This is a genomic window from Litchfieldella anticariensis FP35 = DSM 16096 (assembly GCF_000409775.1).
GTDB lineage: Bacteria > Pseudomonadota > Gammaproteobacteria > Pseudomonadales > Halomonadaceae > Litchfieldella > Litchfieldella anticariensis.
In genome coordinates, this window is sequence record NZ_KE332377.1 from 760301 (window position 1) to 786153 (window position 25853).

The 25853-nt window shown below is 56.6% G+C and carries 30 protein-coding genes and 1 tRNA gene; 17 read left to right on the forward strand and 14 right to left on the reverse strand.

Annotated features, from left to right (window positions below; translation table 11 throughout):
- The first annotated feature begins 56 nt into the window (after positions 1-56).
- Complete coding sequence (locus L861_RS03480; RefSeq protein WP_016415174.1) at positions 57-992, forward strand: histone deacetylase family protein; 936 nt, start codon at positions 57-59, stop codon at positions 990-992.
- A gap of 173 nt (positions 993-1165) precedes the next feature.
- Positions 1166-1801 (forward strand): helix-turn-helix domain-containing protein, encoded by a 636-nt coding sequence (locus L861_RS03485; RefSeq protein WP_016415175.1) that lies wholly within the window; start codon positions 1166-1168, stop codon positions 1799-1801.
- A gap of 85 nt (positions 1802-1886) precedes the next feature.
- Here L861_RS03485 and L861_RS03490 read toward each other — a convergent pair whose 3' ends face one another.
- The 3 genes from L861_RS03490 to L861_RS03500 all read right to left on the reverse strand — a co-directional run bounded on the left by L861_RS03490 (position 1887) and on the right by L861_RS03500 (position 5009).
- Positions 1887-3266 carry a TRAP transporter large permease gene (locus tag L861_RS03490; RefSeq protein ID WP_016415176.1) on the reverse strand — a complete coding sequence of 460 codons (1380 nt, stop codon included), beginning with the start codon at positions 3264-3266 and terminating at the stop codon, positions 1887-1889.
- Positions 3259-3798, reverse strand: coding sequence for a TRAP transporter small permease subunit (locus L861_RS03495; RefSeq protein ID WP_016415177.1), 540 nt, complete (start codon positions 3796-3798; stop codon positions 3259-3261). The genes L861_RS03490 and L861_RS03495 overlap by 8 nt, the downstream gene beginning before the upstream one ends.
- 122 nt (positions 3799-3920) lie before the next feature.
- The gene (locus L861_RS03500; protein ID WP_027947461.1) at positions 3921-5009 is read right to left on the reverse strand and encodes a TRAP transporter substrate-binding protein; all 1089 of its coding nucleotides are present in this window, start codon (positions 5007-5009) and stop codon (positions 3921-3923) included.
- Positions 5010-5349: 340 nt separating this feature from the next.
- Here L861_RS03500 and L861_RS03505 point away from each other — a divergent pair, with 340 nt between their 5' ends.
- Positions 5350-6654 (forward strand): cache domain-containing protein, encoded by a 1305-nt coding sequence (locus tag L861_RS03505; protein WP_236617076.1) that lies wholly within the window; start codon positions 5350-5352, stop codon positions 6652-6654.
- Between the two features lie 55 nt (positions 6655-6709).
- The gene (locus tag L861_RS03510) at positions 6710-7348 is read left to right on the forward strand and encodes a response regulator (RefSeq protein ID WP_016415180.1); all 639 of its coding nucleotides are present in this window, start codon (positions 6710-6712) and stop codon (positions 7346-7348) included.
- 16 nt (positions 7349-7364) lie between these two features.
- Here L861_RS03510 and L861_RS03515 read toward each other — a convergent pair whose 3' ends face one another.
- The gene (locus L861_RS03515) at positions 7365-8222 is read right to left on the reverse strand and encodes a formate dehydrogenase accessory sulfurtransferase FdhD (RefSeq protein ID WP_016415181.1); all 858 of its coding nucleotides are present in this window, start codon (positions 8220-8222) and stop codon (positions 7365-7367) included.
- A 94-nt stretch (positions 8223-8316) separates the two neighbouring features.
- On the opposite strand from L861_RS03515, the gene L861_RS03520 reads away from it, so the two are divergent.
- From L861_RS03520 to L861_RS03570, 11 genes are all read left to right on the forward strand, one after another.
- A complete protein-coding gene (locus L861_RS03520) occupies positions 8317-8748 on the forward strand; it encodes a DUF3305 domain-containing protein (RefSeq protein ID WP_016415182.1) in 432 nt (143 codons plus the stop codon).
- Positions 8745-9317 carry a DUF3306 domain-containing protein gene (locus L861_RS03525; protein ID WP_016415183.1) on the forward strand — a complete coding sequence of 191 codons (573 nt, stop codon included), beginning with the start codon at positions 8745-8747 and terminating at the stop codon, positions 9315-9317. The genes L861_RS03520 and L861_RS03525 overlap by 4 nt, the downstream gene beginning before the upstream one ends.
- Positions 9318-9412: 95 nt before the next feature.
- The gene (locus tag L861_RS03530) at positions 9413-11131 is read left to right on the forward strand and encodes a 4Fe-4S dicluster domain-containing protein (RefSeq protein WP_016415184.1); all 1719 of its coding nucleotides are present in this window, start codon (positions 9413-9415) and stop codon (positions 11129-11131) included.
- A 5-nt stretch (positions 11132-11136) separates the two neighbouring features.
- The gene (locus L861_RS03535; RefSeq protein ID WP_027947459.1) at positions 11137-11766 is read left to right on the forward strand and encodes a TorD/DmsD family molecular chaperone; all 630 of its coding nucleotides are present in this window, start codon (positions 11137-11139) and stop codon (positions 11764-11766) included.
- The gene (locus tag L861_RS03540) at positions 11738-12043 is read left to right on the forward strand and encodes a twin-arginine translocation signal domain-containing protein (protein ID WP_236617039.1); all 306 of its coding nucleotides are present in this window, start codon (positions 11738-11740) and stop codon (positions 12041-12043) included. The genes L861_RS03535 and L861_RS03540 overlap by 29 nt, the downstream gene beginning before the upstream one ends.
- Positions 12044-12070: 27 nt before the next feature.
- Positions 12071-14926, forward strand: coding sequence for a formate dehydrogenase subunit alpha (locus L861_RS03545; RefSeq protein WP_016415187.1), 2856 nt, complete (start codon positions 12071-12073; stop codon positions 14924-14926).
- 10 nt (positions 14927-14936) lie between these two features.
- Positions 14937-15551 carry a formate dehydrogenase FDH3 subunit beta gene (fdh3B, locus tag L861_RS03550; RefSeq protein WP_016415188.1) on the forward strand — a complete coding sequence of 205 codons (615 nt, stop codon included), beginning with the start codon at positions 14937-14939 and terminating at the stop codon, positions 15549-15551.
- Between the two features lie 9 nt (positions 15552-15560).
- A complete protein-coding gene (locus tag L861_RS03555; protein ID WP_016415189.1) occupies positions 15561-16622 on the forward strand; it encodes a formate dehydrogenase subunit gamma in 1062 nt (353 codons plus the stop codon).
- 79 nt (positions 16623-16701) lie between these two features.
- The gene (locus L861_RS03560; RefSeq protein WP_016415190.1) at positions 16702-17019 is read left to right on the forward strand and encodes a DUF1244 domain-containing protein; all 318 of its coding nucleotides are present in this window, start codon (positions 16702-16704) and stop codon (positions 17017-17019) included.
- Positions 17016-17537, forward strand: coding sequence for a molybdenum cofactor biosynthesis protein B (moaB, locus tag L861_RS03565; RefSeq protein WP_016415191.1), 522 nt, complete (start codon positions 17016-17018; stop codon positions 17535-17537). The genes L861_RS03560 and moaB overlap by 4 nt, the downstream gene beginning before the upstream one ends.
- Complete coding sequence (locus tag L861_RS03570) at positions 17530-18738, forward strand: molybdopterin molybdotransferase MoeA (protein ID WP_016415192.1); 1209 nt, start codon at positions 17530-17532, stop codon at positions 18736-18738. Before moaB ends, L861_RS03570 begins: the two co-directional genes overlap by 8 nt.
- 133 nt (positions 18739-18871) lie before the next feature.
- Here L861_RS03570 and L861_RS03575 read toward each other — a convergent pair whose 3' ends face one another.
- The 8 genes from L861_RS03575 to L861_RS03610 all read right to left on the reverse strand — a co-directional run bounded on the left by L861_RS03575 (position 18872) and on the right by L861_RS03610 (position 22923).
- Positions 18872-19444, reverse strand: a complete 573-nt coding sequence (locus tag L861_RS03575) for an acyl carrier protein phosphodiesterase (protein WP_016415193.1) — start codon at positions 19442-19444, stop codon at positions 18872-18874.
- Between the two features lie 5 nt (positions 19445-19449).
- Positions 19450-19803, reverse strand: coding sequence for a TusE/DsrC/DsvC family sulfur relay protein (locus L861_RS03580; RefSeq protein ID WP_016415194.1), 354 nt, complete (start codon positions 19801-19803; stop codon positions 19450-19452).
- Positions 19803-20093 carry a sulfurtransferase complex subunit TusB gene (gene tusB, locus L861_RS03585; protein ID WP_016415195.1) on the reverse strand — a complete coding sequence of 97 codons (291 nt, stop codon included), beginning with the start codon at positions 20091-20093 and terminating at the stop codon, positions 19803-19805. The genes L861_RS03580 and tusB overlap by 1 nt, the downstream gene beginning before the upstream one ends.
- A gap of 35 nt (positions 20094-20128) precedes the next feature.
- Positions 20129-20515 (reverse strand): sulfurtransferase complex subunit TusC, encoded by a 387-nt coding sequence (tusC, locus tag L861_RS03590; RefSeq protein WP_236617040.1) that lies wholly within the window; start codon positions 20513-20515, stop codon positions 20129-20131.
- A gap of 8 nt (positions 20516-20523) precedes the next feature.
- On the reverse strand, positions 20524-20916 hold the full coding sequence (gene tusD, locus L861_RS03595) for a sulfurtransferase complex subunit TusD (RefSeq protein WP_016415197.1): 393 nt from the start codon (positions 20914-20916) through the stop codon (positions 20524-20526).
- Between the two features lie 83 nt (positions 20917-20999).
- Positions 21000-21668: a Bax inhibitor-1/YccA family protein gene (locus L861_RS03600; protein WP_016415198.1), complete on the reverse strand. Its 669-nt coding sequence runs from the start codon at positions 21666-21668 to the stop codon at positions 21000-21002.
- A 140-nt stretch (positions 21669-21808) separates the two neighbouring features.
- The gene (locus L861_RS03605; RefSeq protein ID WP_016415199.1) at positions 21809-22267 is read right to left on the reverse strand and encodes an NUDIX hydrolase; all 459 of its coding nucleotides are present in this window, start codon (positions 22265-22267) and stop codon (positions 21809-21811) included.
- On the reverse strand, positions 22264-22923 hold the full coding sequence (locus L861_RS03610; RefSeq protein WP_016415200.1) for a metallophosphoesterase: 660 nt from the start codon (positions 22921-22923) through the stop codon (positions 22264-22266). The genes L861_RS03605 and L861_RS03610 overlap by 4 nt, the downstream gene beginning before the upstream one ends.
- A 149-nt stretch (positions 22924-23072) precedes the next feature.
- Here L861_RS03610 and L861_RS03615 point away from each other — a divergent pair, with 149 nt between their 5' ends.
- The gene (locus L861_RS03615) at positions 23073-23270 is read left to right on the forward strand and encodes a hypothetical protein (protein WP_016415201.1); all 198 of its coding nucleotides are present in this window, start codon (positions 23073-23075) and stop codon (positions 23268-23270) included.
- A gap of 170 nt (positions 23271-23440) precedes the next feature.
- Positions 23441-23686 (forward strand): hypothetical protein, encoded by a 246-nt coding sequence (locus L861_RS03620; RefSeq protein WP_027947456.1) that lies wholly within the window; start codon positions 23441-23443, stop codon positions 23684-23686.
- A gap of 102 nt (positions 23687-23788) precedes the next feature.
- On the opposite strand, the gene L861_RS03625 is transcribed toward L861_RS03620, so the two are convergent.
- Together L861_RS03625 and L861_RS03630 are read right to left on the reverse strand one after the other, a co-directional pair.
- A tRNA-Ser gene (locus tag L861_RS03625) sits at positions 23789-23878 on the reverse strand.
- Positions 23879-23964: 86 nt separating this feature from the next.
- Positions 23965-25674, reverse strand: coding sequence for a potassium/proton antiporter (locus L861_RS03630; RefSeq protein WP_016415202.1), 1710 nt, complete (start codon positions 25672-25674; stop codon positions 23965-23967).
- Positions 25675-25853: the final 179 nt, after the last annotated feature.

Genomic DNA, 25853 nt, shown 5'->3' on the forward strand with positions numbered 1-25853 from the left:
CTGTCGTGCAAGGGGTATCGCCAATTATGGTCGCTCTATCTCGGCTGGAGTCCACCATGATCACCTCCTATATCACACACCCCCATTACCATTGTCACCACATGGGGCCTGAACACCCTGAGAGCCCCCAACGGCTCGAGGCGATCCGAGCGCGCCTGGCACTGACCGGTATTCTGCAGCAGACCATGCAGTCGGAAGCCAAGGCCGCCACCGATGAGCAAATTGCCCGGGTGCATCCTGCACGACACATCCAAGCATTGGCTAAATGTGTCCCGAAACATGGCCTTGTCGCTCTCGACGGCGACACGTTGATGAACCCCGACAGTCTAACAGCTGCCTATCTGGCTGCCGGTGCCGCAGTTCGTGGGGTCGATCAGGTCTTTCGCCAACAGGCCGACAATGTCTTCTGCGCAGTGCGGCCACCGGGCCACCATGCCGAAACCACCGACGCCATGGGCTTTTGCTTCTTCAACAACGTCGCCGTAGGCGCCGCCCATGCGCGAGCCCACTACGGGGCTGAACGGGTCGCCATCCTTGACTTCGATGTTCACCAAGGCAACGGTACCGTGGACATCTTCAAAGGGAATCCGAACGTCTTGGTCTGTTCGAGCTTCCAATTCCCCTTCTATCCGTGGCGCTACCTCAGAAGCGAATGGCATAACATCATCAACACGCCGCTGGCAGCCGGTACCGGCAGCGACGAGTTCAGACGCGCCATCGAGGACGACTGGCTACCTGCCCTGCATGCCTTCAAACCTGACTTGGTACTAGTGTCGGCAGGTTTCGATGCCCATTACAACGATCCATTGGCCGAGTTGTGCTTGAAAGAAGAGGATTACTATTGGGTCACACAACTGGCCATGGACATCGCCGCTCTGTACGCCGATAACCGCCTGGTATCGGTGCTTGAAGGTGGATATGACCTCGACGCCCTCGGGCGCAGTGTCGAGGCCCACGTTACGGCCTTGCTGGGCTTGCCCTATTCGCATTGAGGTTGTTGTTTCCCTGCCTCCGGAAACCCTCACTCGATGTGCAACACCGCTTGACGGACCACGATACTTGGCGAGGTGTCGTGGTTGAGTATTCGGGCTACGTGCCCGGCCACTCGTCGGGTATGATTTGTGATAGGCTATCAGGAAATAATGTTTCCAATAGTGAATCGCCCATGTCCGCCACCACCGATCAGGATGCCGCCCTGCGCATCGCCTCCGGTCGCAAGGCCTTCGTCGAGCCGCTGCGGCTGGGAGAGCGCCTCAAGGAGATCCGGCTCGCCAACCAGTGGACGCTGGAAGACGTCAGCCAACGCACTGGTCTGGCCCGCTCCACGTTGTCAAAAATCGAGAATGACCAGATCTCACCAACTTTCAGTGCCGTTCAGAAGTTGATCGGTGGCTTGGGTATCGACCTGCCCCAGCTTCTCAGTCCACCCAAGACTCAAGCTCGCACGCTCGGCCGTCGCGATCTCACACGGGTCGGCGAAGGGCAATTGCATCCTACCCCGACCTACGAGCACGAACTGCTCTCTTGGCAACTGGCCCAGAAACGCATGATCCCGTTCAAGACTATCGTCAGGGCTCGCCACTTCGAAGAGTTCAGCGAATGGGTACGCCATGACGGTGAAGAGTTCTTGATCGTGCTCGATGGCGAGATCATGCTCTACACCGAATTCTACGAACCTCTGAATCTCGTGCGTGGCGACAGCATCTACTTCGACAGTGACATGGGCCATGCCCTGGTCTCGATTAGCGAAGAAGATGCCGTGGTGCTTTCGGTATGCACACGGGGGATGCAGCCTGATTGAGCCTGGAGCGTATTGTCAGTACCTGCAGTGATACCAAAGACCAAGTCGGCCGGCATTTTGCCGGCCGACTTGGTCATAAGTTTTCTTATCTGGATAACAGTCCAGGCAACCAAGTGATCAGTCCGGGCCATAGAGCAAGCACGAACAGCATACACAACTGGATCAGAATAAAAGGAGTCACTCCTTTATAGATTTCGACGGTTTTCACACTCTCCGGTGCAACACCGCGTAGATAAAACAGCGAGAAACCAAAGGGCGGGGTGAGAAAAGAAGTCTGCAGGTTAATGGCGATCATGATGCCCAACCATACCGGATCCAAACCCAAGGTAAGCAACACTGGCGCCACGATGGGCACCACCACGAAAGTGATCTCGATGAAGTCGAGGATAAAGCCCAGGAAGAAGATCACCAGCATAACGATCAAAGTGGCTCCCCACACGCCACCAGGCATATCTTCGAACACACCATGCACCAGGTCATCACCGCCAAAGCCACGAAATACCAACGAGAACAAAGCAGCCCCGATCAGGATCAGAAACACCATGCACGTGATCTGGGTAGTTGAGATGACGACTTCGCGGAGCTTCTCTTTACTCAACTGCTTCTGTGACAGTGCCAGCAGCAAAGCTCCCATCGCGCCAACACCGGCCGCCTCGGTGGGAGTGGCAATACCGGCAAGAATGGAGCCCAGCACGGCCAGGATCAGCAATAGCGGCGGCACGAGGCTACCAATGAATGAAACCCTACGCTCTGATTCGACCTCGAGATCATTGGCCGTCAAGGCTGGAGCCGAGGTGGGCTTGAGCCACGCCACCAAACAGATATAGACCACATAGCACAGCACCAGCAGCAAGCCAGGGATCAACGCACCCACGAACAGATCGCCTACCGAGACGGTTTCCGGTGAGAAGAGGCCCATGTTGATCTGGGCTTGCTGATAGGCACTGGAGAGCACGTCCCCCAACAATACCAACGCAATGGAAGGCGGGATGATCTGGCCCAAGGTACCGGTGGCACAAATGGAGCCGGTAGCCAAACTCGGGCTATAACCACGCTTCAGCATGGTGGGCAATGATAACAAGCCCATGGTGACCACGGTGGCCCCCACGATACCGGTACTAGCGGCCAACAACATGCCAACCAGTGTCACCGAGATTCCCAAGCCTCCACGCAGGCGGCCAAACAAAAGTGCCATGCTGTTGAGCAGGTTCTCGGCGACCTTGGATTTTTCCAACAGCGTACCCATCAGCACGAACAGGGGAACCGCCATTAACGTCTGATTGGTGAGGATGCCGTATATGCGGCTTGGCAAGGCATGCAGGAAGGCTGAAGCGAAAGTGTCGGTGACAATACCGATGCCTGCGAACAGCAAGGCGGTACCCGCCAAGGAATACGCCACTGGATAGCCGAACAACAACACCAGGCATACCGCGCCGAACATGAACAAAGGGATGAGTTCAACCAAGGCTAGCGCCCTCCTTTGCAACAAGGGTTGGGTATCGACCGACGAGAATCATCAAGTTGCGAGCCAATTCCGCAATCCCCTGTAGGGTCATGGTAACGACCAGTACCAGCATCAAACTCTTGAGCAGGTATACCAATGGCAGGCCACCTGATTCCGGTGATGCTTCCATGAGCGCCCAGGATTTGGCGACGTAACCGAAGCAGAACCATCCGGTGAAAAGACAGACCGGCAGCAGGAGGAATAGCGTACCGAGCAGGTTGATCACTGCCCGACCGCGCGGTGACAACGTCCGATAGAAAATATCCACTCGCACATGCCCGTCATGTTTCAGAGTAAAAGCAGAAGCTGTCATGAACAGGATGGCATGCAGATACATCACGCTTTCCTGCAAGGCAATGGAACCGGTGTTGAACAGATAGCGCAATACCACCACCAGGAACATCAGCGCCATCATCACCGGCAGCAGCCAAGCAGTGGCACGGCCGACGACTTCGGTGAAGCCATCAATGGTTTCGCATAGTTGCTGTAGCATTCGCAGGCCTATTTGAATGATAACGAGAAATACTAGGAGTAATCGGGATGTGGGGAGCATGCCTGATGCGCTGATTCCGCAATCAAAACTCCCCACACGAAGCCATTTATCTACCCAATTGCCTATTGCCCCCGTGTCTCGATATAAGCCTGTTCCGCTACGTGGTTATAAGCTGCCGCCCCCTGCTGGTAGGCTCGGTATGATTCATATATCCGGGTAGCCATTGGATCTTGCTCAGCCAACTCTTGCACCACTTCATCTGCATAGCCCTGTAGCTTCTGGAGCAGATCTTCCGGGAATCGACGCAACTCGACACCAGATTCCTGCAATTGATTCAAGGCTTCGATATTGCGCGCATCATATTCCACCAGCATGTCATAACTGGCAGTCTTGGCTGCTTGTCGCACGATCGCCTGCAGATCTTCCGGCAGCGTTTGGAAAGCCTCTTCATTGACAATGAATTCAAACATGCTGCCGGGCTCGTGCCAGCCTGGATAGTAGTAATACTGAGCTGCGGTGTTCAGGCCGAATGCACGGTCATTGTATGGACCGACCCACTCGACGGCATCGATAGCACCAGTCTGAAGCGCGGTGAAAATCTCGCCGCCTGGCAACGATACCGGAACACCACCGGCACGGCTGAGCACTTCTCCACCCAAGCCCGGAATACGCATCTTCAGACCTTCAAGGTCTTCGATGGAATTGATCTCCTTGTTGAACCATCCCCCCATCTGAGTGCCAGTGGAGCCTGCTGCCAGCGGTACCACACCATGAGGCCGATACAACTCCTCCCACAACGCCATTCCCCCGCCATATTGCAACCAGCCATTGGTTTCAGATGCAGTCATCCCGAAAGGGATAGCAGCGAAGAACTGCGCTGCGGGAAGCTTGCCTTTCCAGTAATAGGAACCGCTATGCCCCATTTCGGCCGTGCCATTGGAGATCGCATCGAATACTTCAAAGCCTGGCACCACCTCTCCAGCTCCAAATACGCGGATCTTGAGCCGACCACCGGACATGTCATCGACCATCTTGGCAAAGTTCTCTGGTGCAACACCCAACCCGGGGAAATTCTTCGGCCAGGAGGTCAGCAGTGACCAGCGATAGGTTTGATCACTGTCTGCAAGAGAAGGAGCGGATACACTAAGAGTCACGAGAGTGGCAAACAAGCTGCCCACCCCGAACCTTTTCAGGAACTGGCGTTTTTTCATCATGATAGGAAACCTCAAAGCATTTATCGTTATTGAAATCATATGGCTATCTTCCAATACCCAGAGCCACTGTAATGGAAGTCACCAGCAGGAAATATTCGTATGACTACGCAGATGACCTACGGAGAATCACTTAGCCTTATCCGTAAAACTACGTACTGATACGACCTTGGTCGCAAAGAAGGTTGTCCAGCAATAAATTCGCTTACAATGCCACGTCATAGGGAAAGCCAAAGCGAAACGGACACACTCCCTTCTTGCTGACCAATACACTATGTCGTCATCATCCATGTCCCTCAGAACGAAGATTCTTCTGCTCGCTGTGTTGCCCTTACTGGTGGTGACATCGTTGATCACACTGATGACCGTCAATCAGGCCCGCCAGCTGGGAAAGGAAGAAATCCTCACGTTCGAGCGCAATTTACTGGAAGCCAAGCGCACTGAACTCAAGCACTACGTCAGTTTGGCATTGACCTCCATTGAACCGGTGTACCGTAACGCCGATCCCAATGACCCTGCTGCAAGAGAGTTGGTGAAAGCCATCCTGAATAGCTTGACTTACGGAGAAGATGGTTATTTCTTCGTTTACGATCTGGAAGGGACCAATCTGGTACACCCCAAACAACCTGAGTTGGTTGGGCAAGCACTTTATGACCTGCAAGACATCAATGGCAACTATGTCATCCGAAACCTACTGGAAGTCGCTATCAACGGCGGTGGGCATTACCGTTATATGTGGAATAAGCCCTCGTTAGGCAAAGTCGTGGACAAGTTGAGTTACGCAGTCATATTGCCAGATTGGGATTGGATGTTAGGCACAGGCATTTATATTGACGATGTCGTCAATGAAATAAACAATATCAAGGCTCAAGTCAACAGAAATGTCCGCAACACATTCCTTACAGTAATGGCAATTATCACCGTAGCCACGGCATTTATCGTAATGGTAGGAGTCGTTATCAACGTACATGAACATCGATTGGCGGATGGCAAACTAAAAGAGTTATCTCAGCAAACAGTACTGTTCCAGGAAGATGAAAAACGGCGGATTTCTCGAGAACTTCACGACGGCATCAATCAACTCATGGTGTCGGTGAAATATCGTATCGAGTTGAGCATCGAGAAAATGCGACTGAGCGATCATAGTGCCAAGCAAGACCTCCACAAGGGAGCACAGGTACTGAATGAAGCCATTCACGAAGTGCGCCGCATCTCGCGTGACTTGCGTCCCAGTATCCTCGACGACCTAGGACTAATGGCCGCATTGGATAGCTTGCTGGGAGAGTTCGTCGAACGCACCGGCATTCACCTGGAGCAGCATACACCACCCTACCGACATCGCTTGCCAGACCAGATTGAAACCACACTATACCGCATCGTGCAGGAAGCGCTGACCAACATCGAACGACATAGCGAAGCTAGCCATGTCCGCTTGAATACCAGTTGGAGCAACCATTCATTCCAGCTGACGATCCAGGACAATGGCAAGGGATTCCTGATCAAGGAAGCGCTGTATCAACGTGGCATTGGCTTGAGAAACATGCGGGAACGGGTGGAGTTCCTCGGTGGGGACTTCACCATCCATTCAGAACCAGAGCATGGAACGAAGCTGAAAGCTCTGTTTCCGATCCCCGTTCACGTTTGAGGCCCCCCCTGCTGATAGTCATCAATCCGAGCAGCACATGACAAGGACAATAAACATGAGCACGAATCAGCCGATAAGCGTTCTCCTCGTGGATGATCATCCACTGGTGCTGGATGGCATTCGCGCCCGACTGGAACATGAGAACTGTATTCAAGTCGTCGGAGAAGCCAATAACGGTGAGCAGGCACTGTCTCTAGCAGCACATCTGCGGCCCGACGTCGTCTTGATGGATATCAGTATGCCAGTCATGGGCGGGCTGGAGGCAACCCGCCAGTTCCACGATCTCTTTCCCGAGATGCGTGTACTGATTCTCAGCATGCATGACAATCAGGAATACATCATGAGTGTCATGCAAAGTGGCGCCAGTGGCTACATCCTCAAGGATGTCTCCTCCCAAGAAATGATTGGCGCCATCATCAGTGTCCACCAAGGCAACAGCTATTACAGTTCAGGCGTATCTCAAACCCTGCTGGATGGATATAGTCGGCATCAAAACGAGTCCCGGCTTCTTACACCTCGCGAAGAAGCCGTATTGACATTGCTAGCGCAAGGCAAGAATACCAAGGCGATTGGCCGAAATTTGGGTATCAGCCCCCGTACAGTGGAAACACATCGCCAAAACATCAAGCGCAAACTGGATATCCACACGCCTACAGGGCTGGCAAAATATGCCATCGAACATGAACTGACCTGATACCCGTAGCGATCGGTCAGCCCGCTGAGCGACGGCCCGAAACATCGCCTGGGCGTTTGGCCGGCACCGCATCCAATATCAGACGATCGCTGGCATGAATGGCTTGAAAATGCTTCCCCTTGGCTCGTGCGATCAACAACACGCCAAAACGCTCGGCCAGTTCTGCCCCCTTCTGCGTCACCCCCGAGCGCGACACCAATACACTGATACCCATCTGCGCCACTTTGAGTACCATTTCCGATGTCAATCGGCCGGTGGTATAGAAAATATCCGCCCCAGTGCTAGGTACCTCGTCGAGCCACTGGCGGCCTGCCAGGGTATCCACGGCGTTATGCCGCCCCACGTCCTCGATGAAATCCAACACTTCTTCTTGCCGGCACAGTGCACAGCCATGTACGGCCCCAGCACTCCGGTAGGTTTCGTTATAGGCACCGAGATTTTGTAGCAAACGATAAAGCACCGACTGCGACAGTATGGTTCGAGGTAATGGTTTGAGGGCAGTGGAATCGAGTAACCGACCAAACACTGTGCCTTGGCCGCAACCGGTGGTGACAGTGCGCTGCCCCAGGCGTTCCTCCAGATCCTCGGGTAGATGGCGAGCCACCACGGCAGCCGCTTCTACCTCCCAATCCACATGCACGGCCTGTAGATCTTCCAGGCCCCCCAGCAACCCCTGATTACGCAGATAGCCCACCACTAACGCCTCGGGATCGGCGCCGAGCGTCATCAGTGTGACGATCTCACGCTTGTTCAGGTACACGGTCAAGGCACGCTCCGCTGCGATCGCTTGGCAGCGATGCTCACCGTATTCGTCAATGACATCGATCTCCAAGGTCGCGGGTAGTCGCGCTCGACTCAAGCTAATCTCAGTCATCCGCTGGCTCCGTAGCAAAGCGTTGATAGTTAATGATGGCATTCTCGACACCCAGTGTCTTTACTCAAGAGTGGATAGTACGAGAGCGAGAATCATGACAGCCACTAGCAGCACTCGAGTATTGAGTTTCGACTTGGCGAGCGAATCCCGGCAAGTAAAAGGGTTTACCACCACCCACTGGAAAATCAAAGACCTGCAACCCGGCGACAAGGGCCTTTGGGCTTTGACACTGCAGCTCTACCTTACCGAACGAGCCGCATACCGTTTCAACCTGATGGCGGATACCCCGCGGCTATTCATTCGTTGCGGAGTGGCTGACGACATACCACGACCGTCGGCCATTACTGCCAGCCAGGACGTCGCTGCCAGTTGGCTGGATGGGGAACAACAAGTATTGGAAATCGACATGCCATTGGCGATCCAGGCCTGGCTGGAGGCATACCTTGCTCGCCACGGCGAAGCCCCCGACGAGGGTCGCAAAAAGAAACGCAATGGGCCTGGGCGTGCCCGGGAGAACATCGCATGAACCGACTGTCCCGTTGGTCGCAGCGCAAGCTTGGTGCAAAAGACGCTGACAACGAATCGGAGTACACAGAGCAAGCCGAGGAGCCAGTCACGCCGATCCGTGACCAAGCCGATATCAAGCCAGCAACTCAAGAAGATACCGAGCCTTCCGATCTCGAGCCCGGCAGCCTGGACGATACGTTGCCCGACCCAGACACCCTGCCCCCCGGCAGTGACATCAAAGCCTTCATGGTGCCAGGAGTCAGTGCCGGCCTGCGCAAACGCGCCTTACGCCGCCTGTTTGCCGCGGAGCGCTATGGCATCCGGGATGGCCTCGACGACTACGACGATGACTACCAGCAGCGCCTCAAGCCCTTGGCCAGCGAAGTCGCACAGCGGTTAAGGAAGTGGACTGACAAACTCGATGAGACATCCAGCGAAACGGCTGAGACCAATCACGAGGCAAAGGCGACCAACGAACAGGCAGCGGCAGCAAAGTCCGCCAATGATGGAGACACTCCTGAAGAGACCCCCGACCTGACGATTACGGCTCCCCATGATAGCGAGTCGCACTCCACGACCAAACATTAGACGAATGATGTGTTGGCAAAAAATCACAAACCGACCAACACTGAAACATTAGTAAAACTTAACAATAACGAAACGACCATCGACCGTGAGACTTCATGAATCAGCGAATCACCCTGATGCCGGTGGATGACTCTCGCAACCGGCAAGCAAGAGAGCACGCGCATCATCGGGTATCCTGGCCAGTCAACCTCACACCTGCCAGTGTGAGTTATGTCAGTGACGGCCATGCCCTGATTGTGGGCAATGAACGTGACGCCCGATTTGCCGCTCGCTCGCTCCGAAACAAGGGTCTGTCATCCGTGACCCTATTGTTTACCGCTCCTGTCAGCGAGTCCCACGACTCACTCGACGAGGAAACCATCGACATCTTGCTGGCCGATACCGTCGACCTGAACAGCCATACCCTGGCACCCAGCCAAGTCCAAGCACTGCGTATCGAAGGATATCTGGGCCGTTTCTCGGTCAGCCTTTTACAGGATGGTGTCTCGCTGAACCTGGCAACAGCCCTGGTCTCTCGTGACCATTTCGATCTGATTCTGGATCTCGGTGAAACACCGGTCCTACCACTTGAGCTACCTCCCCCCGGTTACATAACCAGCGGCCTGGACGACAGTGATCGGGATGCGACGCTTGACGCGTTCGCCAACCTGGTCGGTGAATTCGACAAGCCGCGTTATTTTCAGATCAACAACGACCTCTGTGCTCACTCCAACAGCGGTAACATCGGCTGCACGCGCTGTCTGGATGTGTGTCCTGCCGATGCCATCACCAGCCATCAGGGACGCATCGAAGCATGGGTCGAGATCGATCCCTTCCGTTGCCACGGTGTTGGCAGTTGCACCAGCAGTTGCCCTACCGGCGCCATTCAATACCGCATGCCGGAAACCCAACGTCAGCAGGAGACCCTACTGGCTTGGCTGGATGCATACCGACAGGCCGGGGGCATAACCCCGGTGGTACGCTTTGGCGAAGCGGAGGATATGGCTGGTGAGGATGCTGCCGGTCATGTCCTTGATATCCCTCTCGAGGAACTCGGCGCCGCCGGCCATGACCAGTGGCTTGCTGCCTTGGCCGGTGGCGCGGCCGAGGTACGGATTCAGTACCACGGGCGTATGCCCGAACGCCTCGTTGCCTTTATCGATGACCAACTCGCACAGGCCCATACCCTACTCGAGGCTTTGGGCCACTCCCGAGATCGTGTGAAGCGCATTGACGCTGGTGATAACGTAGCCCGTGACGCCTTGCCAACGTTTCCCCCGCTGACAACCGGCACCTTGGCTTTCGAGACCACCGGAAAGCGTGAACGCCTGAATCAGGTGCTCGCGCGACTAGTCGAACTGGGCCGATTCGATGGGCAACGCCACCGGATGCCGGCTGGTGCCGCTTACGGCAACATCGAAGTGAACACTGCAGCTTGCACACTCTGCATGGCCTGCGTCGCCAACTGTCCCACCCCCGCGCTGGCAGCCGGACTGGACAGCCCACAGTTGAGTTTTCGAGAAGCCGACTGTGTCCAGTGCGGACTCTGTGCTGCCGCCTGTCCGGAGAATGCCATCTCTCTAGCCCCAGGATTTTTGTCCGACAAGACCCGCGAGCAGCGGCATGTATGCCACGAGGAAGCAGCATTCGAGTGTATTCGCTGTGGCAAGCCCTTCGCCTCGGCCAGCGCCATCGCCAACATCAAGGCCAAGCTGGCCGACCATCCCTATTTTGCCGGCGACGCCCTTTCGCGACTGGAAATGTGTGAAGACTGCCGCGTGCGGGATGTCTGGCAAGAACTGGCACGTGACCCCGAATCGCAACTCAAGGTATGACCACGATGAGCGAGATCACCACGCTACCGAATGACGCCGAACTCGAGGAGACTCAAGCGCTTCGGGCCGAGATCTATCGACTGCTGTCACGACTGCTTCGAGAGGCTCCTGACCAGCCACTGCTCGACTGGTTGTCCGCCTTGGAAGTCGAGAACGATGGCAGCGCACTCACCTCATGCTGGTCGTCGCTAGCCATCGCTGCTCGTGAAGCCTCATCCGACGCATTGACGCGCGCCCATTTTCGTCATCTGGTGGGGGTGATCGAGGGTGACGTGATTCCTTATGCCTCCTGGTATCGAAACGGCGACTTGATGGATGAAGCCCTGATTACTCTGCGCCGCGATATTAAACAGTTGGGGTTTGAACGCTCCGAGGACACTCAGGATCCGGAAGATCACCTGGCCGCGATATGCGAAGTGATGGCCATGTTGATCGAAGCCCATTCCAGTGCCGAAGCGACATTCTTCATGAAGCATCTGGCACCTTGGGCCTCACGCTGTTTCGCGGATTTGGAAGCGGTTGACACCCTCTTCTATTCGCGACTCGGTCGTCTCGGACGAACGTTTATCGATATGGAGTTTGGTCGCCTAGAGGATGAGGCGAATCATGAAACGGTTCGGCTCGTCGAGCCTTGACACCATCACATTGGATCGTGATGACACAACGACAACAACGCCAATCAACGGCCATTGCTTGATCGAGGAGACACCCATGCGCAAGACACGCAACCCAGAGCGGCGCCGCTTCCTGAAAACGCTCGGAATGGGCACGGCAGCAGCCGGTGCGGCTGCAACCGTCGGCCACATCACCCTGGCTGAAGCAGAAACCGCCCCTGCGAAAAACACGGAAACCTCCCAGCAATACCGGGAAACCGACCATATTCGTACCTTTTACGCCACCCTGCGTGATTGACGGCTCGCCAGCCAGGAGATCGATGCCATGCGTTTATCTCGAAAATCCGATACCCCGAAGGCTGCCGGTCTAGGTATTTCCCGTCGCCAATTCCTCAAGCGTAGCGGTGCTGCCACCGGCGGGCTGGCCGCTGCCGGTTTCCTGAGCGCCCCGATGATGCGCAAGACCAAGGCTGACGAGAAGACGCCGGTGCTGGATGGGAAGGTAGAAACGAAGCGTACCATTTGCTCCCACTGCTCAGTGGGCTGTGGCGTCTACGCCGAGGTCCAGGAAGGCATCTGGACGAAGCAGGAACCAGCCTTTGACCATCCCATCAACCGCGGTGCCCACTGTGCCAAGGGCGCTTCGCTGCGTCAGCACGGCCACTCCAAACATCGTCTGAAATATCCCATGAAGCTGGTCGGTGGTGAATGGCAACGCATGAGTTGGGACGAGGCCATAGAGGAAATCGGCAACAAGGTACTGGAACTCACCGACCAGCACGGCCCCGACAGCATCTATTGGCTAGGCTCAGCCAAATTCAACAACGAGCAGGCCTATTTGCTGCGCAAGTTCGCTGCGTTGGCCGGCACCAACAATACCGACCACCAGGCACGCATCTGTCACTCCACCACCGTGGCCGGGGTCGCCAATACCTGGGGCTACGGGGCGATGACCAATTCGCTCAACGACCTGCAGAACAGCAAGTCGATCATGTTCGTCGGCTCCAACCCTTGTGAAGCACACCCTGTCGCCATGCAGCACATCCTGCTGGCCAAGGAGCGCAGCCAGGCCAACATCATCGTGGTCGATCCGCGCTTCACACGCACGGCAGCCAAGGCCGACAGCTATGTACGCATCCGGCCCGGTTCCGATGTCGCCTTCATCTGGGGGCTACTGTGGCACATCTTCGAGAACGGGTGGGAAGATCGCCAATACATCGACCAACGCGTCTACGCCATGGACGAGGTCCGTGATGAAGTCGCCAACTTCCCTCCCGATGTGGTCGAGAACATCACCGGTGTCCCCGAGGAGACAATGCGCGATACCGCTCGGCGACTGGCCGAGAATCGGCCCGGTTGTGTGGTGTGGTGCATGGGCGGTACTCAACACACCACCGGCAACAACAACACCCGCGCCTACTGCATCCTCGAGCTGGCACTGGGCAACATCGGCAAATCCGGTGGCGGTGCCAACATCTTCCGCGGCCACGATAACGTCCAGGGCGCTACGGACCTGGGACTGATGTCTCATTCCCTGCCCGGCTACTACGGGCTGGAGGAAGGTGCCTGGAGGCATTGGGCTCGCGTCTGGGACCTCGACTACGATTGGCTCGAGAGCCGCTTCGACCCGAACGAATACGTCGATGGCAAGCCGATGAATGCCAACGGCATCACCGTCTCACGCTGGATCGACGGGGTGCTCGAGGAAGACGAGAGCATCTCCCAGCGCACGGCGTTGAAGGCAATGTTCTACTGGGGCCATGCCGTGAATTCTCAGACCCGTGGCCCGGAAATGCGCCAGGCGATGCAGAAACTCGACATGATGGTGATCGTCGACCCCTACCCGACCGTGGCAGCCGTCATGCACGACCGCAGCGACGGGGTCTATCTGCTGCCTGCCTGCACCCAGTTCGAAACCACTGGCAGCGTCACCGCCACCAACCGCTCGCTGCAATGGCGCGACAAGGTCATCGAACCGTTGTTCGAGTCGAAGCCAGACCACGAGATCATGTACCTACTTGCCCATAAGCTAGGTTTCGCAGATCAGCTCTGCAAACACATCCAGGTCAACGGCTCCGAACCATTGGTCGAAGACATCACTCGGGAGTTCAACCGTGGTATGTGGACCGTTGGCTATACCGGCCAGAGTCCCGAGCGTCTCAAGGCTCATCAGCAGAACTGGCACACTTTCAGCTTCCGTACCCTGCAAGCCGAAGGTGGTCCAGCAGATGGTGATTACTACGGCCTGCCTTGGCCCTGTTGGGGTACCGCCGAGATGGGCCATCCTGGTACGCCAATCCTCTACGACACCAGCAAGAAGGTCTCGGAGGGTGGTCTGACCTTCCGTGCCCGCTTCGGTATCGAGCGCAATGGTGAGAACATCCTCGCCGATGGCGTCTTCAGCCAAGGCTCGGAACTTGAAGACGGTTACCCGGAGTTCACCGCCGACATGCTCAAGGATCTCGGCTGGTGGGCTGATCTCACCGACCAGGAAAGGACAGAGGCCGAAGGCAAGAACTGGAAGACCGACCTTTCCGGTGGCATCCAGCGAGTCGCCATCGCCCACGAGTGCGCACCGTTCGGCAACGCCAAGGCACGCTGTAACGTCTGGACTTTCCCCGACCCCATTCCCAAGCATCGCGAACCGCTCTATACCAGTCGACGCGATCTGGTCGCCGACTACCCGACCTGGGACGATGTGGCATCTCACTACCGCCTACCGACCCTCTACAAGAGCATCCAGGAAAAGGATGTCACCGGAAACTACCCGATCATCCTCACCTCCGGACGCCTGGTCGAATATGAAGGCGGCGGCGAGGAAACCCGCTCCATGTCCTGGCTAGCTGAACTGCAGCAGGAAATGTTCGTCGAGATCAACCCGGCACTGGCCAATGACTTGGGAGTTGCGGAAGGCGATATGGTCTGGGTCGAGGGCGCCGAAGGGGGACGCGTCAAGGTCAAGGCCTTGGTGACTCCTCGCGTTGCGCGCGAGGTGGTATTCATGCCCTTCCACTTCGGCGGCATGTTCCAGGGCGAAAACCTTCATGACCGTTATCCCGAGGGGTCGGCACCCTACGTGCTTGGTGAAGCGGCCAACACTGCCACCACCTACGGCTATGACTCGGTGACCCAGATGCAGGAAACCAAGTGCACCCTGTGTCGCATCGAGAAGGTAAGCTGAGGAGAATACCATGGCCACAATGAAATTCATGTGCGACGCGGAACGCTGTATCGAATGCAACGGCTGCGTTACCGCCTGCAAGAATGCCAACGAGGTGGAATGGGGTATCCAGCGTCGCCGTGTGGTAACTCTCAATGACGGCGAGCCCTCCGAAGTCTCCATCTCGGTGGCCTGCATGCACTGCGACGATGCCCCGTGTATTGCCGTCTGCCCTACCGAGACGCTGTATCAGCGCGATGATGGCATCGTGCTGCATGACAAGGATCTGTGCATCGGCTGCGGTTATTGCCTCTACGCCTGCCCCTTCGGGGCACCGCAGTTCCCCACGCAGAGCGCCTTTGGTGAACGCGGCAAGATGGACAAGTGCACCTTCTGCGCCGGTGGCCCCGCCGAGACCAAGGAAGAGGAATACCAGAAGTACGGCGCCAATCGCATCGCCGAAGGCAAACTGCCACTCTGTGCCGAAATGTGTTCGACCAAGGCACTGCTTGCCGGTGATGCGCAGACGGTGGCCGATATCTTCCGCCAGCGGGTCGTCCAGCGCGGTCACAAGGATGGCGCCTGGTCCGGTAACCCGAGGGCCGATGCCGACAACCTCGCCTACGATGCCAGCCGTCAGGGCTAAGGAGGTACCATGTCCACTCCCCACACCTGGCTGGTGTTCTGGCGAACGCTGGCATTCGCCCTGGTGGTATTGGGCAGTTTGAGTCTTTCCACCACCACGGCACTGGCACAGGCCGATCCGGAAAGGGAAATTTCCACTGCCGTGCCGGCGGTGGATGCCGACGTCTGGCGGCAGGTAAAAAGCGGTGAAACGGGAGCCAACTACCGCGACAGTCGCTTCGACTCCAACTACAACCTGATCAATGCCAGTGGTGAAACCTGGCGACAGATTCGTAACCGATGGGTCTCGCCCTTCGGCATGATCGCAATTGGCGCGATGCTGGCGATGATCGTGCTGTTCTATCTGATCGTCGGCCGCAAGCACCTGGATGAACCACGCAGCGGGCGCAAGCTACTGCGCTGGACGATATTGGAACGCTCTCTCCATTGGTCGGTTGCAACACTTTTCATCGTTCTGGCCCTGTCCGGGCTCAACCTGTTATACGGCAAGTTCGTGTTCAGGCCGCTATTCGGTGATGCCATCTGGGCCAGCATGATGTCCGGTACCAAGGTGCTGCACAACTACATTGGGCCAGTGTTCGGGATCCTGTTGGTGATCATCCTGGCCAAGTTCCTGGTGCGCAACCTACCCAAGAAGCATGACTGGGCATGGTTCAAACAAGGAGGTGGGTTGATCGGTAAGGGTCGCCATCCAGATGCCGATTTCGCCAATGCCGGTGAGAAAGTCTGGTACTGGTTGCTCGCTACCGCCGGGCTCGCAGTGGTCGTCAGCGGGTTCGTCCTCGACTTCCCCAACTATGGTCAGGACCGCGATGCCATGCAATGGGCCAATATCATCCATGCCATTGGCGCACTCGGGCTCACGGCGGTGGCATTAGGACACATCTATATCGGCACGCTAGGGACCGAAGGATCGCTGGAAGGCATGGCCACCGGTTACGTCGATGAGACCTGGGCCAAGGAGCACCACAACCTGTGGTACGAAAAAGCCAAGGACCAGGCCGTCGATGTCAATGATCCCGGCCAGCCCAGCCTCGGTAACGAACCCACCAGCCCCCAACGATCGAGTTGATCATGATGTCGTTCCGACACCGCCCACGGGCGGTGTCTTTTGTTATGCTTGAGGCAATTTCCTCAAGGAGTTCCATGTCATGCATCAACTCGACGATAGCACTCGCACTGAATTGGAAGCCGCCGCCTTCCGTCGCCTGCTCAGACATCTCGACGAGAACAAGGACGTGCAGAACATCGACCTAATGATCCTGGCCGACTTCTGCCGCAACTGCCTGTCGAAGTGGCTGGTGGCTGCTGCCGAGGAGCGCGGTACCGAACTCGATTACGAAACGGCACGCGAATACGTCTATGGCATGCCTTATTCTGAATGGAAAGACAAGTATCAGATGCCGGCAACACCCGAACAGCTGGCCGCTCTGGAAACCCGTCAACAGAAGAAGAAGGCACAGGAATGAGCGACGAGTTCGTCCCACTGCAGTGTGCGGTGCTGACGGTTTCCGATACCCGCACCGAAGAGACTGATCGCAGCGGCCAAGCCTTGGTTGAGCGTCTAACCGAGGCTGGTCATGTACTGGTTGAGAAACGTATCGTCGTCGATGACGTTTATCGCATTCGTGCCCAGGTTGCCGCTTGGATCGCTAATCCGGAGATCCAGGTGGTACTGACCACCGGAGGTACCGGCTTCACCGGGCGTGACTCGACACCTGAAGCCGTGCGTGTGCTGCTGGACAAGACCATTGAGGGCTTTGGTGAACTGTTCCGGCATCTATCCTGGCAGGAGATCGGCAGCTCGACCATCCAGAGCCGTTGCCTTGGAGGGCTATCCAACGCCACGGTGGTGTTCTGTCTGCCCGGCTCTACCGGAGCCTGTCGCACCGCATGGGACGGCATTCTGCGCGAACAACTCGATAGTCGCCACAAGCCATGCAACTACGCGAACCTGGTCATTCCCGGTCGAGGTACGCATGGCTAACGAGCTACAAAGTGTCGAAACGGCACTGGATGCACTGCTCGATGGCGTCGCTACCTTGCCTAGTGAAATCTTGCCTTGCGAGCAAGCTGCCGGTCGGGTACTGGCCAATTCCGTGACTGCACGCCTGGATGTCCCACCTTTCGACAACAGCGCGATGGATGGTTATGCCGTGCGCGCTGTGGATACCGGCCGGGTGCTACCCATTTCCCAGCGCATTGCCGCCGGAGAGTCTGGCGCACCGTTGGATGCCGGCACCTGTGCACGCATCTTCACCGGCGGTGCCATCCCTGCTGGCGCGGATTGCGTGGTGATGCAGGAACGAGTGGAAATACGCGACGAGGGCGTATGGATCCCAGCTGACATTCCAGCCGGAGATAACGTCCGCCGCCGCGGCCGTGATGTACACGCCGGTCGCGAATTACTGCCCGCTGGTACACGCCTCGAGGCAGCTGCACTGGGTCAGCTCGCTTCCCAGGGGATCACCGAGGTGGCAGTGCGCCGGTGTCCACGCATTGCATTGCTTTCGACAGGGGATGAAGTCATCTCACCCGGCGAGCCACTTGCTGCGGGACAGATCTATAACTCCAACCGACCGATGCTGAAACGCCTGCTGGAACGTTTCGGGGCGGATGTCGTGCACCTCGCCAGTGTCCCGGACGACTACGTGACGACTTGTGACATGCTGGCCGAAGCCGCCGAAATCGCCGATGTGGTGATTACCACTGGCGGTGTCAGTGTCGGTGAAGAAGACCACGTCAAACGCGCTCTGGAGCATCTGGGACAGTTGGACATGTGGCGCTTGGCCATGCGACCCGGCAAGCCCCTGGCCTTGGGTAGGCTACCCAAGACACATGGTGAAGCCCGCTTCGTCGGGTTACCTGGCAATCCGGTTTCTGGTTATGTCGGCGCCTGGCTATTTTTGCGTCCATTGATCGGCGAACTCCTCGGCTGCCCAGTACTCAAGCAGCTGCCACGCATTCATGCACGTAGTGAGTTCGCTACGCGTACCCAGGCGAGGCAGCACTACATGCGAGTCGCACTGATATTCGACCCCGCAGGCCCGAGAGCCGCAGCATTTGCCGACCAGAACTCCGCAGTACTGTCATCATGTATCGCAGCCAATGCACTAGCCGTAATTCCTGCTTACAGCGAACTAAAGGAAGGCGATACAGTGGAATGTTTATGGCTGGTCGAGGGCTGATCCCACGGAAACACTGAATAAATGCCTGCGCAGCTCAATCACCGCGTTACGCGGTGCTCACAAGCCTTACATATACCCCATATGCTCCAGTTGCTGCGCTCCGGGCGCCTTGTGCTTGAAGCCACTCGTCGATTTATTCAGTGCTTCCTACACCCAGTCGTTCGTGTAACTCTTTCCATAGCGCCTGGAAATCCACTTCCAGGCGCTGGTAGTCGGCTTCCATCCATGGCACCAGCAAAGCCAGTCGATTAGGCCCCGACAGGCGGCGGCCGATATTTGTCACCGCCATGCACGTGAAGGAAAAGTCAGCGTAGCGACGTAACCAGTCCTCTTCGACCAGCACCGGCATCATCGGCGCCAGCCGCTCCGGTGCCGGACGTTCTTCAAGCAGACGATAACAGCGAGCTACCAATCGCTGGTGAGCCGTTGACGTTTGCATGCGCCGGGCTAGGAAATGATCCCATAACAGATCCAGAGCGATCCCGGCGTAACGCCGCTGATCTACAGGAGCGCGATGTCGCGCCTGGAGTACGATATCGTGAGTATCGACGAACGCATCGACCCGCCGGTGATGTCGAATGCCGTCGGCAACTATCGGCCTCCAGGCCGACAGATCGGGCCCTTTCACACCATCAGCAATCAAATTTCCGTACAGAAAATCGTCGCTGCCACCATGGGCCAATGCGGCATGGGCAAGAAAATTCATGTGGGTTACAGGCAGTTGGCTGGTTTGGGCAATCCAGCCAAACGTGCCCCTACTTTGGCAGGGCTATCAGGAAATAATTTCATCAGGTGCAAGGATTTGCCTTTCTCGGGACCTAACGCCTGCCCCACGGCCTTGACCAGGGGCCGCATTGACGGCGCTGCCTCAAAGCGAGTGTAGAAATCGCGTAGCACCCTGATGACATCCCAGTGATCCTGAGTCAGCTCGCGACCTTCCTCAGTAGCCAGTGCTTGTGCCACTTCGGGCGACCAATCTTCAAGGTGCACGAGATAGCCTTCGGGATCCAAGGGGATATCCCTGTCGCCCACCCTAAGATAACGGTATATTTCGGTTGCTGCCATCAGAACCAACTCACTGTCTTGTCGGCTTCTTCGGTCAAAGTGACGAAACCGTCTACATCGACTACCAATACCCGATCATCACAGCGCCCCTCCAGCCCACGCGATACCAGATCCTCGCGCAGTGCGAAGAGCCGACCGATCACCGGCTCGAAATAGCGCACTAGTTGCGGCAATGCGCCTTGCACCGCATCCTCGATCAACAACAAACGGTCATCCGGTCCCATGGCATCCAGGGCCTGCTGAAAGATGCGACTCGCGGACGGCGACCGGTTGAGTATGTGCAGAATCATGCCGGCTTACTCCTTATGAGGCCCAGCCCCGTCGACTAGAAATTCAAGATCTGCCGATGATGAGCCAAGACATTGGCAATGTCCTCACTCTCGACGAGCGATACCGTCACGGACAGGTCACTGACGCCGATTCCGCGCTCGACCAATGCTCCCCGATCGACCAAAAGCGTCTCGATATCGTACATTCCCAACATTTCTAGCATCGGTTGCGTCCCTTTCTGCCCCAACGGCCCCACCTGCTGCCCCCCCAACAGGGCCATTACACCATCACCGAGAAACAGCAGGCTGACACGCTGACCAAAAGCAGCCGCCACCAGAGCGGCATCCAAACCCTCTCGCAACCAGCTACTACCATGGGGCCCATGGCGTAAAATCACTAGTAGATCACCGTTGGGAATGGCACTCATATCCTGTCTCGTCATGTTGCATCTCAAGGGGAGAAGGTCACCAGACGATCATGGTGACTACCAGCCTCAATCAGTTGACCCAGTCCGGTCAATTCAAAGGGGGCCTCGAGACTGTGCCCCTGCTTTCCATGGCGCGCCGCTTCGCGCTCATCAAGCAGCCCCCGACGCAAACCTGCCGCAATGCACACCAGCAGCTCAGTACCATGCTCGTCATTCAAGCGACGCCAGGCATCGAGTAGATGCGGTTCATCCTGAGGAGGCGCTGACAGGCGCGCAGCGTTGTAGACACCATCATGATAGAAGAACACCGTTGCCAGATGGTGGCCACGCGCTACGACCGCCTGCGCAAAGCGCAGCGCTGAATGCGATGCCTGGTGGCTATAGGGTCCGCCTTGTACCAGTAGCGCATAACGCATGACCTGAATCCTCATCGATGAGAGCTACAAACAGACTGGCCCCACCAAGTCGGCGGGGCCAGCGCTTTACCACACGCATATTGTCAATCGCTGCTCATGATGCCCAGCAACGAAAGCAAGCTGATGAACAGGTTGTAGATCGACACATACAGCGTAATGGTGGCGAGAATGTAGTTGGTCTCACCCGCACGGTGGACAATCTCACTCGTTTGGTAGAGGATCGCCGCCGAAGAGAACAGCACGAAACCGGCGGAAACCGCCAAGGAAAGCGTCGGGATGTTGAAGACCAGCGCCGCCACCATGGCCAGAACCAGTACGATGGCTCCCGCCAACAAGAAGTTCCCCAGGAAGCTGAAGTCCTTCTTTGTCACCAAGGCCACGGCCGACAGACCAATGAAGGTTGCCCCCGTCATTGCCAAGGCGTTCATGATCAGCGTCGGACCACTGGGTAACGCCAGATAGGCGTTGAGAATCGGCCCCAACGTGAAGCCCATGAAGCCAGTGAAGGCAAAAGTAGCCAACAGGCCCGCCGCGGAATTGGCGGTCTTATGGACCAAGAACATCAGTCCATAGGCACCGATGAAGAACACCAATATGTTCATGCGTTCGATGCCCATTGCCATGGCCGCCCCAGCGGTCACAGCAGAGAACAGTAATGTCATCGCCAGCAAGGCATAAGTGTTGCGCAGTACCTTGTTGGCACTGACAGCACCCACCTGGCGGTGAGTTACCTGCGTATCATGATAGGCCATCGATCGATGCTCCTTCTGTTGTTGATCAAGCCTGCCGGCCAAGAATGCCGTCTCGAGGTTCTCAACGCAAGATTTACCGCTTAACGTTCGAACCACCGGTCACTTGCTAACCACCCTGGATTCTCGCCGCACATGCAGTGTTATGTATGGGGGCTAAGCGCCAATTTCGCAAGTGCAAATACACCGTCACTAGCACGATTACCCAAGCCGGCCACCTGCTCCAGCGTAAACCATCCCAGTGCATGGACATCATCGGCGGCCGTTCCTGAGCCTCCCTTCCAGGCACAACGCACCGCCACCAGGACAAAATGATGGTACCCGATGCCTTCAGCCACCTCCTCCGCCTGCATGTCCAACGCTGTCAGCACTTCTTCCGCGCGCGCGTCGACACCGGTTTCTTCATGTAGTTCACGTTCCGCTGCATCGAAAAGCCGTTCGCCCCATTCGATATGGCCACCGGGGAAGCCCCAACACCCGGCATCCGGGGGGTTGCTCCGCTGTACCAACAACACCTTGTGATCATGCACGACGACAGCCAATACCGCAGGCACGGGCCTGTGCTCCCTCTCGCGCTTCGTCACCTCGCCTCCATGACTCATTCGCCGATCATCCTGATCACATCCACAAGTCGTATCAGCGTAAGTCGCCCCGTAGTGAACGCTCCGGTATCGATATAGTAGACGTTACCCAACCATAGCGGTTCCCTAAGGATGGTATGGCCAACCACCACGCCATCGATGCCTGTGACTCGTGACGTATCGCGTCGCTCGATGCGTCGGCGCGACCATACCAGATGGTGTTCCAAGGCATCGTCGCCGGGCACGATCATGGACCAATCGGTTGGCGGCTCGGCATGCACGATCCCCACGCGGGCTCCTTCAACCTCGATCTCGAATGCATAGGGCATATGGGGCAAGGCCTCGCGCAAGCGCTCGCGGACCTCCTGCGGGTCCTCGTCGCGCACCCACACACCACCATTGAGCAGCCACATGCCCCAACGTCCCAGTTCAAAGGCATCATGGGCCAGCAACTCGTGATTGCCGCGTACCGAATGGAACCAAGGTTCGAAAGGAAGTTGCAGGCACTCCAGGGAACTGGGCCCTCGGTCGATCAAGTCCCCGACACAAAATAGACGATCACGCTGGTAATCGAACCCGGCCCGCTTGAGTTCTCTTACCAGCAGGTCGTAGCAACCATGTATATCGCCCACGACATAGTCCGTACCCGCTGTGTTGGTTGCGAAGCGTTGCAGCATAACCTCCCCTCTACCAGCGTTCCTATCACCAGTATCGCTACTGGGTAGCCGAGTTGTCGAAGCGTCATGGACGCAATGTGGTGCCTTGGCAGGAACATCCAAAGAACATCGGGAGTCTCTACTACGAGTCAATCAATCACGAGGTAAGAATGCTAAGAAACGCCATAGAAATCAGGAAGGTATTCGGCAAGGAAGGCGTTCGCTACGAAGTCTACGATGCCGATACCGGTACCAGCCTTGGCGTATATGACACCATTGCAGGGGCTGAAGAAATGCGCCAAAGCATGAAATCCTCCCAGGATGCCGAACAGGAAGAAGCGAACGATCCCGATCCCACGGTGGAATGACGGTAGCACCGACGCGCACACTCTTCATTGAATGCAAAAAGCCCACCGCACCTTTACGATTCGTGGGCTTTCTCATCTCTGTCCAGCCAGCAGTGTTACGCACATGTTTGTAACCATGTGTTACGAAAGACTATGCTAGTAAAAACGCGCAACAATAATAGGCTTGGACAATGAAGAAAATAATAGTCCTGGGAATGATATGTATTGTTGCCGCAGGCGTTTACGTACTAGTCCTGGATCAACCCGAACAAGAGAACGTGGTGGTCGATCCTAAGAACCTGACTCCTGAGCAGGAAGAGTATTGTGAAAGGGTCGAGCAATGGAACAGGGAAGAAATGCTGGACATCGAGCAAAAGTGGCGTTGGGGCAGCCCCGATACCAAAGGCACCTATGACCAGTGGTGCAGGGAACGTTGAGTTCCGCGCAGTAAAAAACTGAACAGAAACATTCGGCAGATCACCTGCAAAGAAAAAGGCATCAGCCAAGTAGCTGATGCCTTTCGATATTCTGATAGTGAGTGGCGGAGGGACAGGGATTCGAACCCTGGAAGGGCGTTAACCCTTGCCGGTTTTCAAGACCGGTGCATTCAACCGCTCTGCCATCCCTCCGGCTCACGGCGGTGAATATTACCAGCTCTTACGTGTTCGTCAAGAGCCTGTTTGCGATCAAGACGTTATCGCTTCTTGATGACGGGTCAATGATAAAGGCGTAGCCCGACCTTGGTGACCTTATTGCCTTCCATCTCACTGACGACCCAGTGGATACCATGCCAGCCCACGTCATCGCCTACCACAGGGTGCCCACCAACGCGCAGCGATACGAACTCCGCCAGGGTCATGTCCTGTTCCCCTGGGCTCAGGGTCAAACCATAGGCCGCCGCCACATCGCTCATCAGGGCATCGCCATCCAACGTGAATGTCCCGAAGAAGGCACGTTCCCGCTTCAGCTTGGCATCGCCATTGAACAGGCGATTGAGCGCCGGCAGGTCACCGGTACGTCCTATCACACATACCACATCCCCCGCCCGTAGACGCGTACTGCCTTTGGGATGCAGCATGGCATGCTGACGGAATAGTGCCGATATCAAAGCGCCGGATGGAAAACGCAACAGTCGGATCGGAACATCGTCGAGATCTTCATTCTCGACCTGGTAGACGAACATTTCATAATCGTTTTCTGGCAGGACACCCAAGGGACCACGCCGGTTGGGAGTTACACCCAGCGGAACCTCGACCTTCATCCAGCGCGCCACCTGCGAGAGAGTCGCCCCTTGGATCAACAGCGACATCAACACCACAGCGAAGGCCACATTGAAGTAAAGGGAGGCATTTTCCACCCCGCCGATCACCGGAAAGATCGCCAGTACGATCGGCACGGCACCACGCAAGCCCACCCAAGAAATGAAACCAATTTCTCGCCAGCGGAATTTGAAGAACGGCTTGATCGATATCAGAACCGCCAAGGGCCTGGCGATGAAGATCAAAGCCAGGGCCACCAAGGAAGCCGGTAACGCATATTCGAGCATCTCGCTGGGTGTGACCAACAGCCCCAACACCAGGAACAACCCGATCTGGCTCAGCCAGGCCAACCCATCATGGACAGGCAAGATGAAGTTGAGATGTCGACCAGGCTGGTTGCCGATCATCAATCCCGCGAGATAAATCGCCAGGAAACCGCTACCTCCAAGCCCGCTGGTCAAACCGAAGACACAGAAACCCAATGCCAGTGCCAGTAATGAGTAAAGTCCTGGCGCCAGGTCCAACGAGCGCAACAGACGGGCGATCGACCAACCGGCTCCAATACCAATGAGCAGCCCTAGCCCGAACTGAGATACCAGAAAGGTCAGCGTCTCACCGATGCCGCCGATTTCGCCCACTAGCAGTTCGACCAGCATAATGGTCAAAAAGATCGCCATCGGGTCGTTGGTCCCCGACTCGATCTCCAAGGTGGCCCCGACCCGCTCATTGAGATTGACACCGCGCCCACTGAGCATCGAGAACACGGCTGCCGCATCGGTGGAACCGACAATCGCCCCAACCAGCAACCCTTGTACCAAGCTGAGGCCAAAGACCCACATCGCGATCAATCCGACCAAAGCGCTGGTGATGAACACTCCCAAGGTAGCTAGCGACAAGGCCGGTTTGAAGCCAACACGAAAGGTCTTCAGCCGTGTACGCAAACCGCCATCGAGCAGGATCATGGCCAGCGCCAAGTGCCCGATCAAGAACGCCAGCGAGTAGTCGTCGAACTGGATACCCAGCACTCCTTCTTCGCCCGCGAGCATCCCCAGGCCCAGGAAGATCAATAACAAGGGAAGCCCCACCATTGCCGACAAGCGGCTGGCAAGGATACTCAAGGCGATCAGGAGGCCGCTGAACAGGAAGAGAGTATTGATGCTATCCATGGCAACAGAACGTAATCGAAAAACGAATTATGCCATGCTCCCGGCTCGGCGGCGATGACGAAGGCCAGGAACGACAGCTTAGCGACTATGCAGACAATGTAACCAAAGGATAAACTTGGCTTTCCGTATCACTGGTCATGCTTGCCATCGCAGGCCAGAAGATTCGCTGGTGGAGACAC

Excerpts from the sequence above, each read along its gene's own strand:
- L861_RS03480 (WP_016415174.1), top strand. The coding sequence starts at position 57 with ATGATCACCTCCTATATCACACACCCCCATTACCATTGTCACCACATG.
- L861_RS03485 (WP_016415175.1), top strand. The coding sequence starts at position 1,166 with ATGTCCGCCACCACCGATCAGGATGCCGCCCTGCGCATCGCCTCCGGT.
- L861_RS03495 (WP_016415177.1), bottom strand. The coding sequence starts at position 3,798 with ATGCTACAGCAACTATGCGAAACCATTGATGGCTTCACCGAAGTCGTC.
- L861_RS03500 (WP_027947461.1), bottom strand. The coding sequence starts at position 5,009 with ATGAAAAAACGCCAGTTCCTGAAAAGGTTCGGGGTGGGCAGCTTGTTT.
- L861_RS03510 (WP_016415180.1), top strand. The coding sequence starts at position 6,710 with ATGAGCACGAATCAGCCGATAAGCGTTCTCCTCGTGGATGATCATCCA.
- L861_RS03515 (WP_016415181.1), bottom strand. The coding sequence starts at position 8,222 with ATGACTGAGATTAGCTTGAGTCGAGCGCGACTACCCGCGACCTTGGAG.
- L861_RS03520 (WP_016415182.1), top strand. The coding sequence starts at position 8,317 with ATGACAGCCACTAGCAGCACTCGAGTATTGAGTTTCGACTTGGCGAGC.
- L861_RS03525 (WP_016415183.1), top strand. The coding sequence starts at position 8,745 with ATGAACCGACTGTCCCGTTGGTCGCAGCGCAAGCTTGGTGCAAAAGAC.
- L861_RS03530 (WP_016415184.1), top strand. The coding sequence starts at position 9,413 with ATGAATCAGCGAATCACCCTGATGCCGGTGGATGACTCTCGCAACCGG.
- L861_RS03535 (WP_027947459.1), top strand. The coding sequence starts at position 11,137 with ATGAGCGAGATCACCACGCTACCGAATGACGCCGAACTCGAGGAGACT.
- L861_RS03540 (WP_236617039.1), top strand. The coding sequence starts at position 11,738 with ATGAAACGGTTCGGCTCGTCGAGCCTTGACACCATCACATTGGATCGT.
- L861_RS03545 (WP_016415187.1), top strand. The coding sequence starts at position 12,071 with ATGCGTTTATCTCGAAAATCCGATACCCCGAAGGCTGCCGGTCTAGGT.
- fdh3B (WP_016415188.1), top strand. The coding sequence starts at position 14,937 with ATGGCCACAATGAAATTCATGTGCGACGCGGAACGCTGTATCGAATGC.
- L861_RS03555 (WP_016415189.1), top strand. The coding sequence starts at position 15,561 with ATGTCCACTCCCCACACCTGGCTGGTGTTCTGGCGAACGCTGGCATTC.
- L861_RS03560 (WP_016415190.1), top strand. The coding sequence starts at position 16,702 with ATGCATCAACTCGACGATAGCACTCGCACTGAATTGGAAGCCGCCGCC.
- moaB (WP_016415191.1), top strand. The coding sequence starts at position 17,016 with ATGAGCGACGAGTTCGTCCCACTGCAGTGTGCGGTGCTGACGGTTTCC.
- L861_RS03570 (WP_016415192.1), top strand. The coding sequence starts at position 17,530 with ATGGCTAACGAGCTACAAAGTGTCGAAACGGCACTGGATGCACTGCTC.
- L861_RS03575 (WP_016415193.1), bottom strand. The coding sequence starts at position 19,444 with ATGAATTTTCTTGCCCATGCCGCATTGGCCCATGGTGGCAGCGACGAT.
- L861_RS03580 (WP_016415194.1), bottom strand. The coding sequence starts at position 19,803 with ATGGCAGCAACCGAAATATACCGTTATCTTAGGGTGGGCGACAGGGAT.
- tusB (WP_016415195.1), bottom strand. The coding sequence starts at position 20,093 with ATGATTCTGCACATACTCAACCGGTCGCCGTCCGCGAGTCGCATCTTT.
- tusC (WP_236617040.1), bottom strand. The coding sequence starts at position 20,515 with ATGACGAGACAGGATATGAGTGCCATTCCCAACGGTGATCTACTAGTG.
- tusD (WP_016415197.1), bottom strand. The coding sequence starts at position 20,916 with ATGCGTTATGCGCTACTGGTACAAGGCGGACCCTATAGCCACCAGGCA.
- L861_RS03600 (WP_016415198.1), bottom strand. The coding sequence starts at position 21,668 with ATGGCCTATCATGATACGCAGGTAACTCACCGCCAGGTGGGTGCTGTC.
- L861_RS03605 (WP_016415199.1), bottom strand. The coding sequence starts at position 22,267 with ATGAGTCATGGAGGCGAGGTGACGAAGCGCGAGAGGGAGCACAGGCCC.
- L861_RS03610 (WP_016415200.1), bottom strand. The coding sequence starts at position 22,923 with ATGCTGCAACGCTTCGCAACCAACACAGCGGGTACGGACTATGTCGTG.
- L861_RS03615 (WP_016415201.1), top strand. The coding sequence starts at position 23,073 with ATGCTAAGAAACGCCATAGAAATCAGGAAGGTATTCGGCAAGGAAGGC.
- L861_RS03620 (WP_027947456.1), top strand. The coding sequence starts at position 23,441 with ATGAAGAAAATAATAGTCCTGGGAATGATATGTATTGTTGCCGCAGGC.
- L861_RS03630 (WP_016415202.1), bottom strand. The coding sequence starts at position 25,674 with ATGGATAGCATCAATACTCTCTTCCTGTTCAGCGGCCTCCTGATCGCC.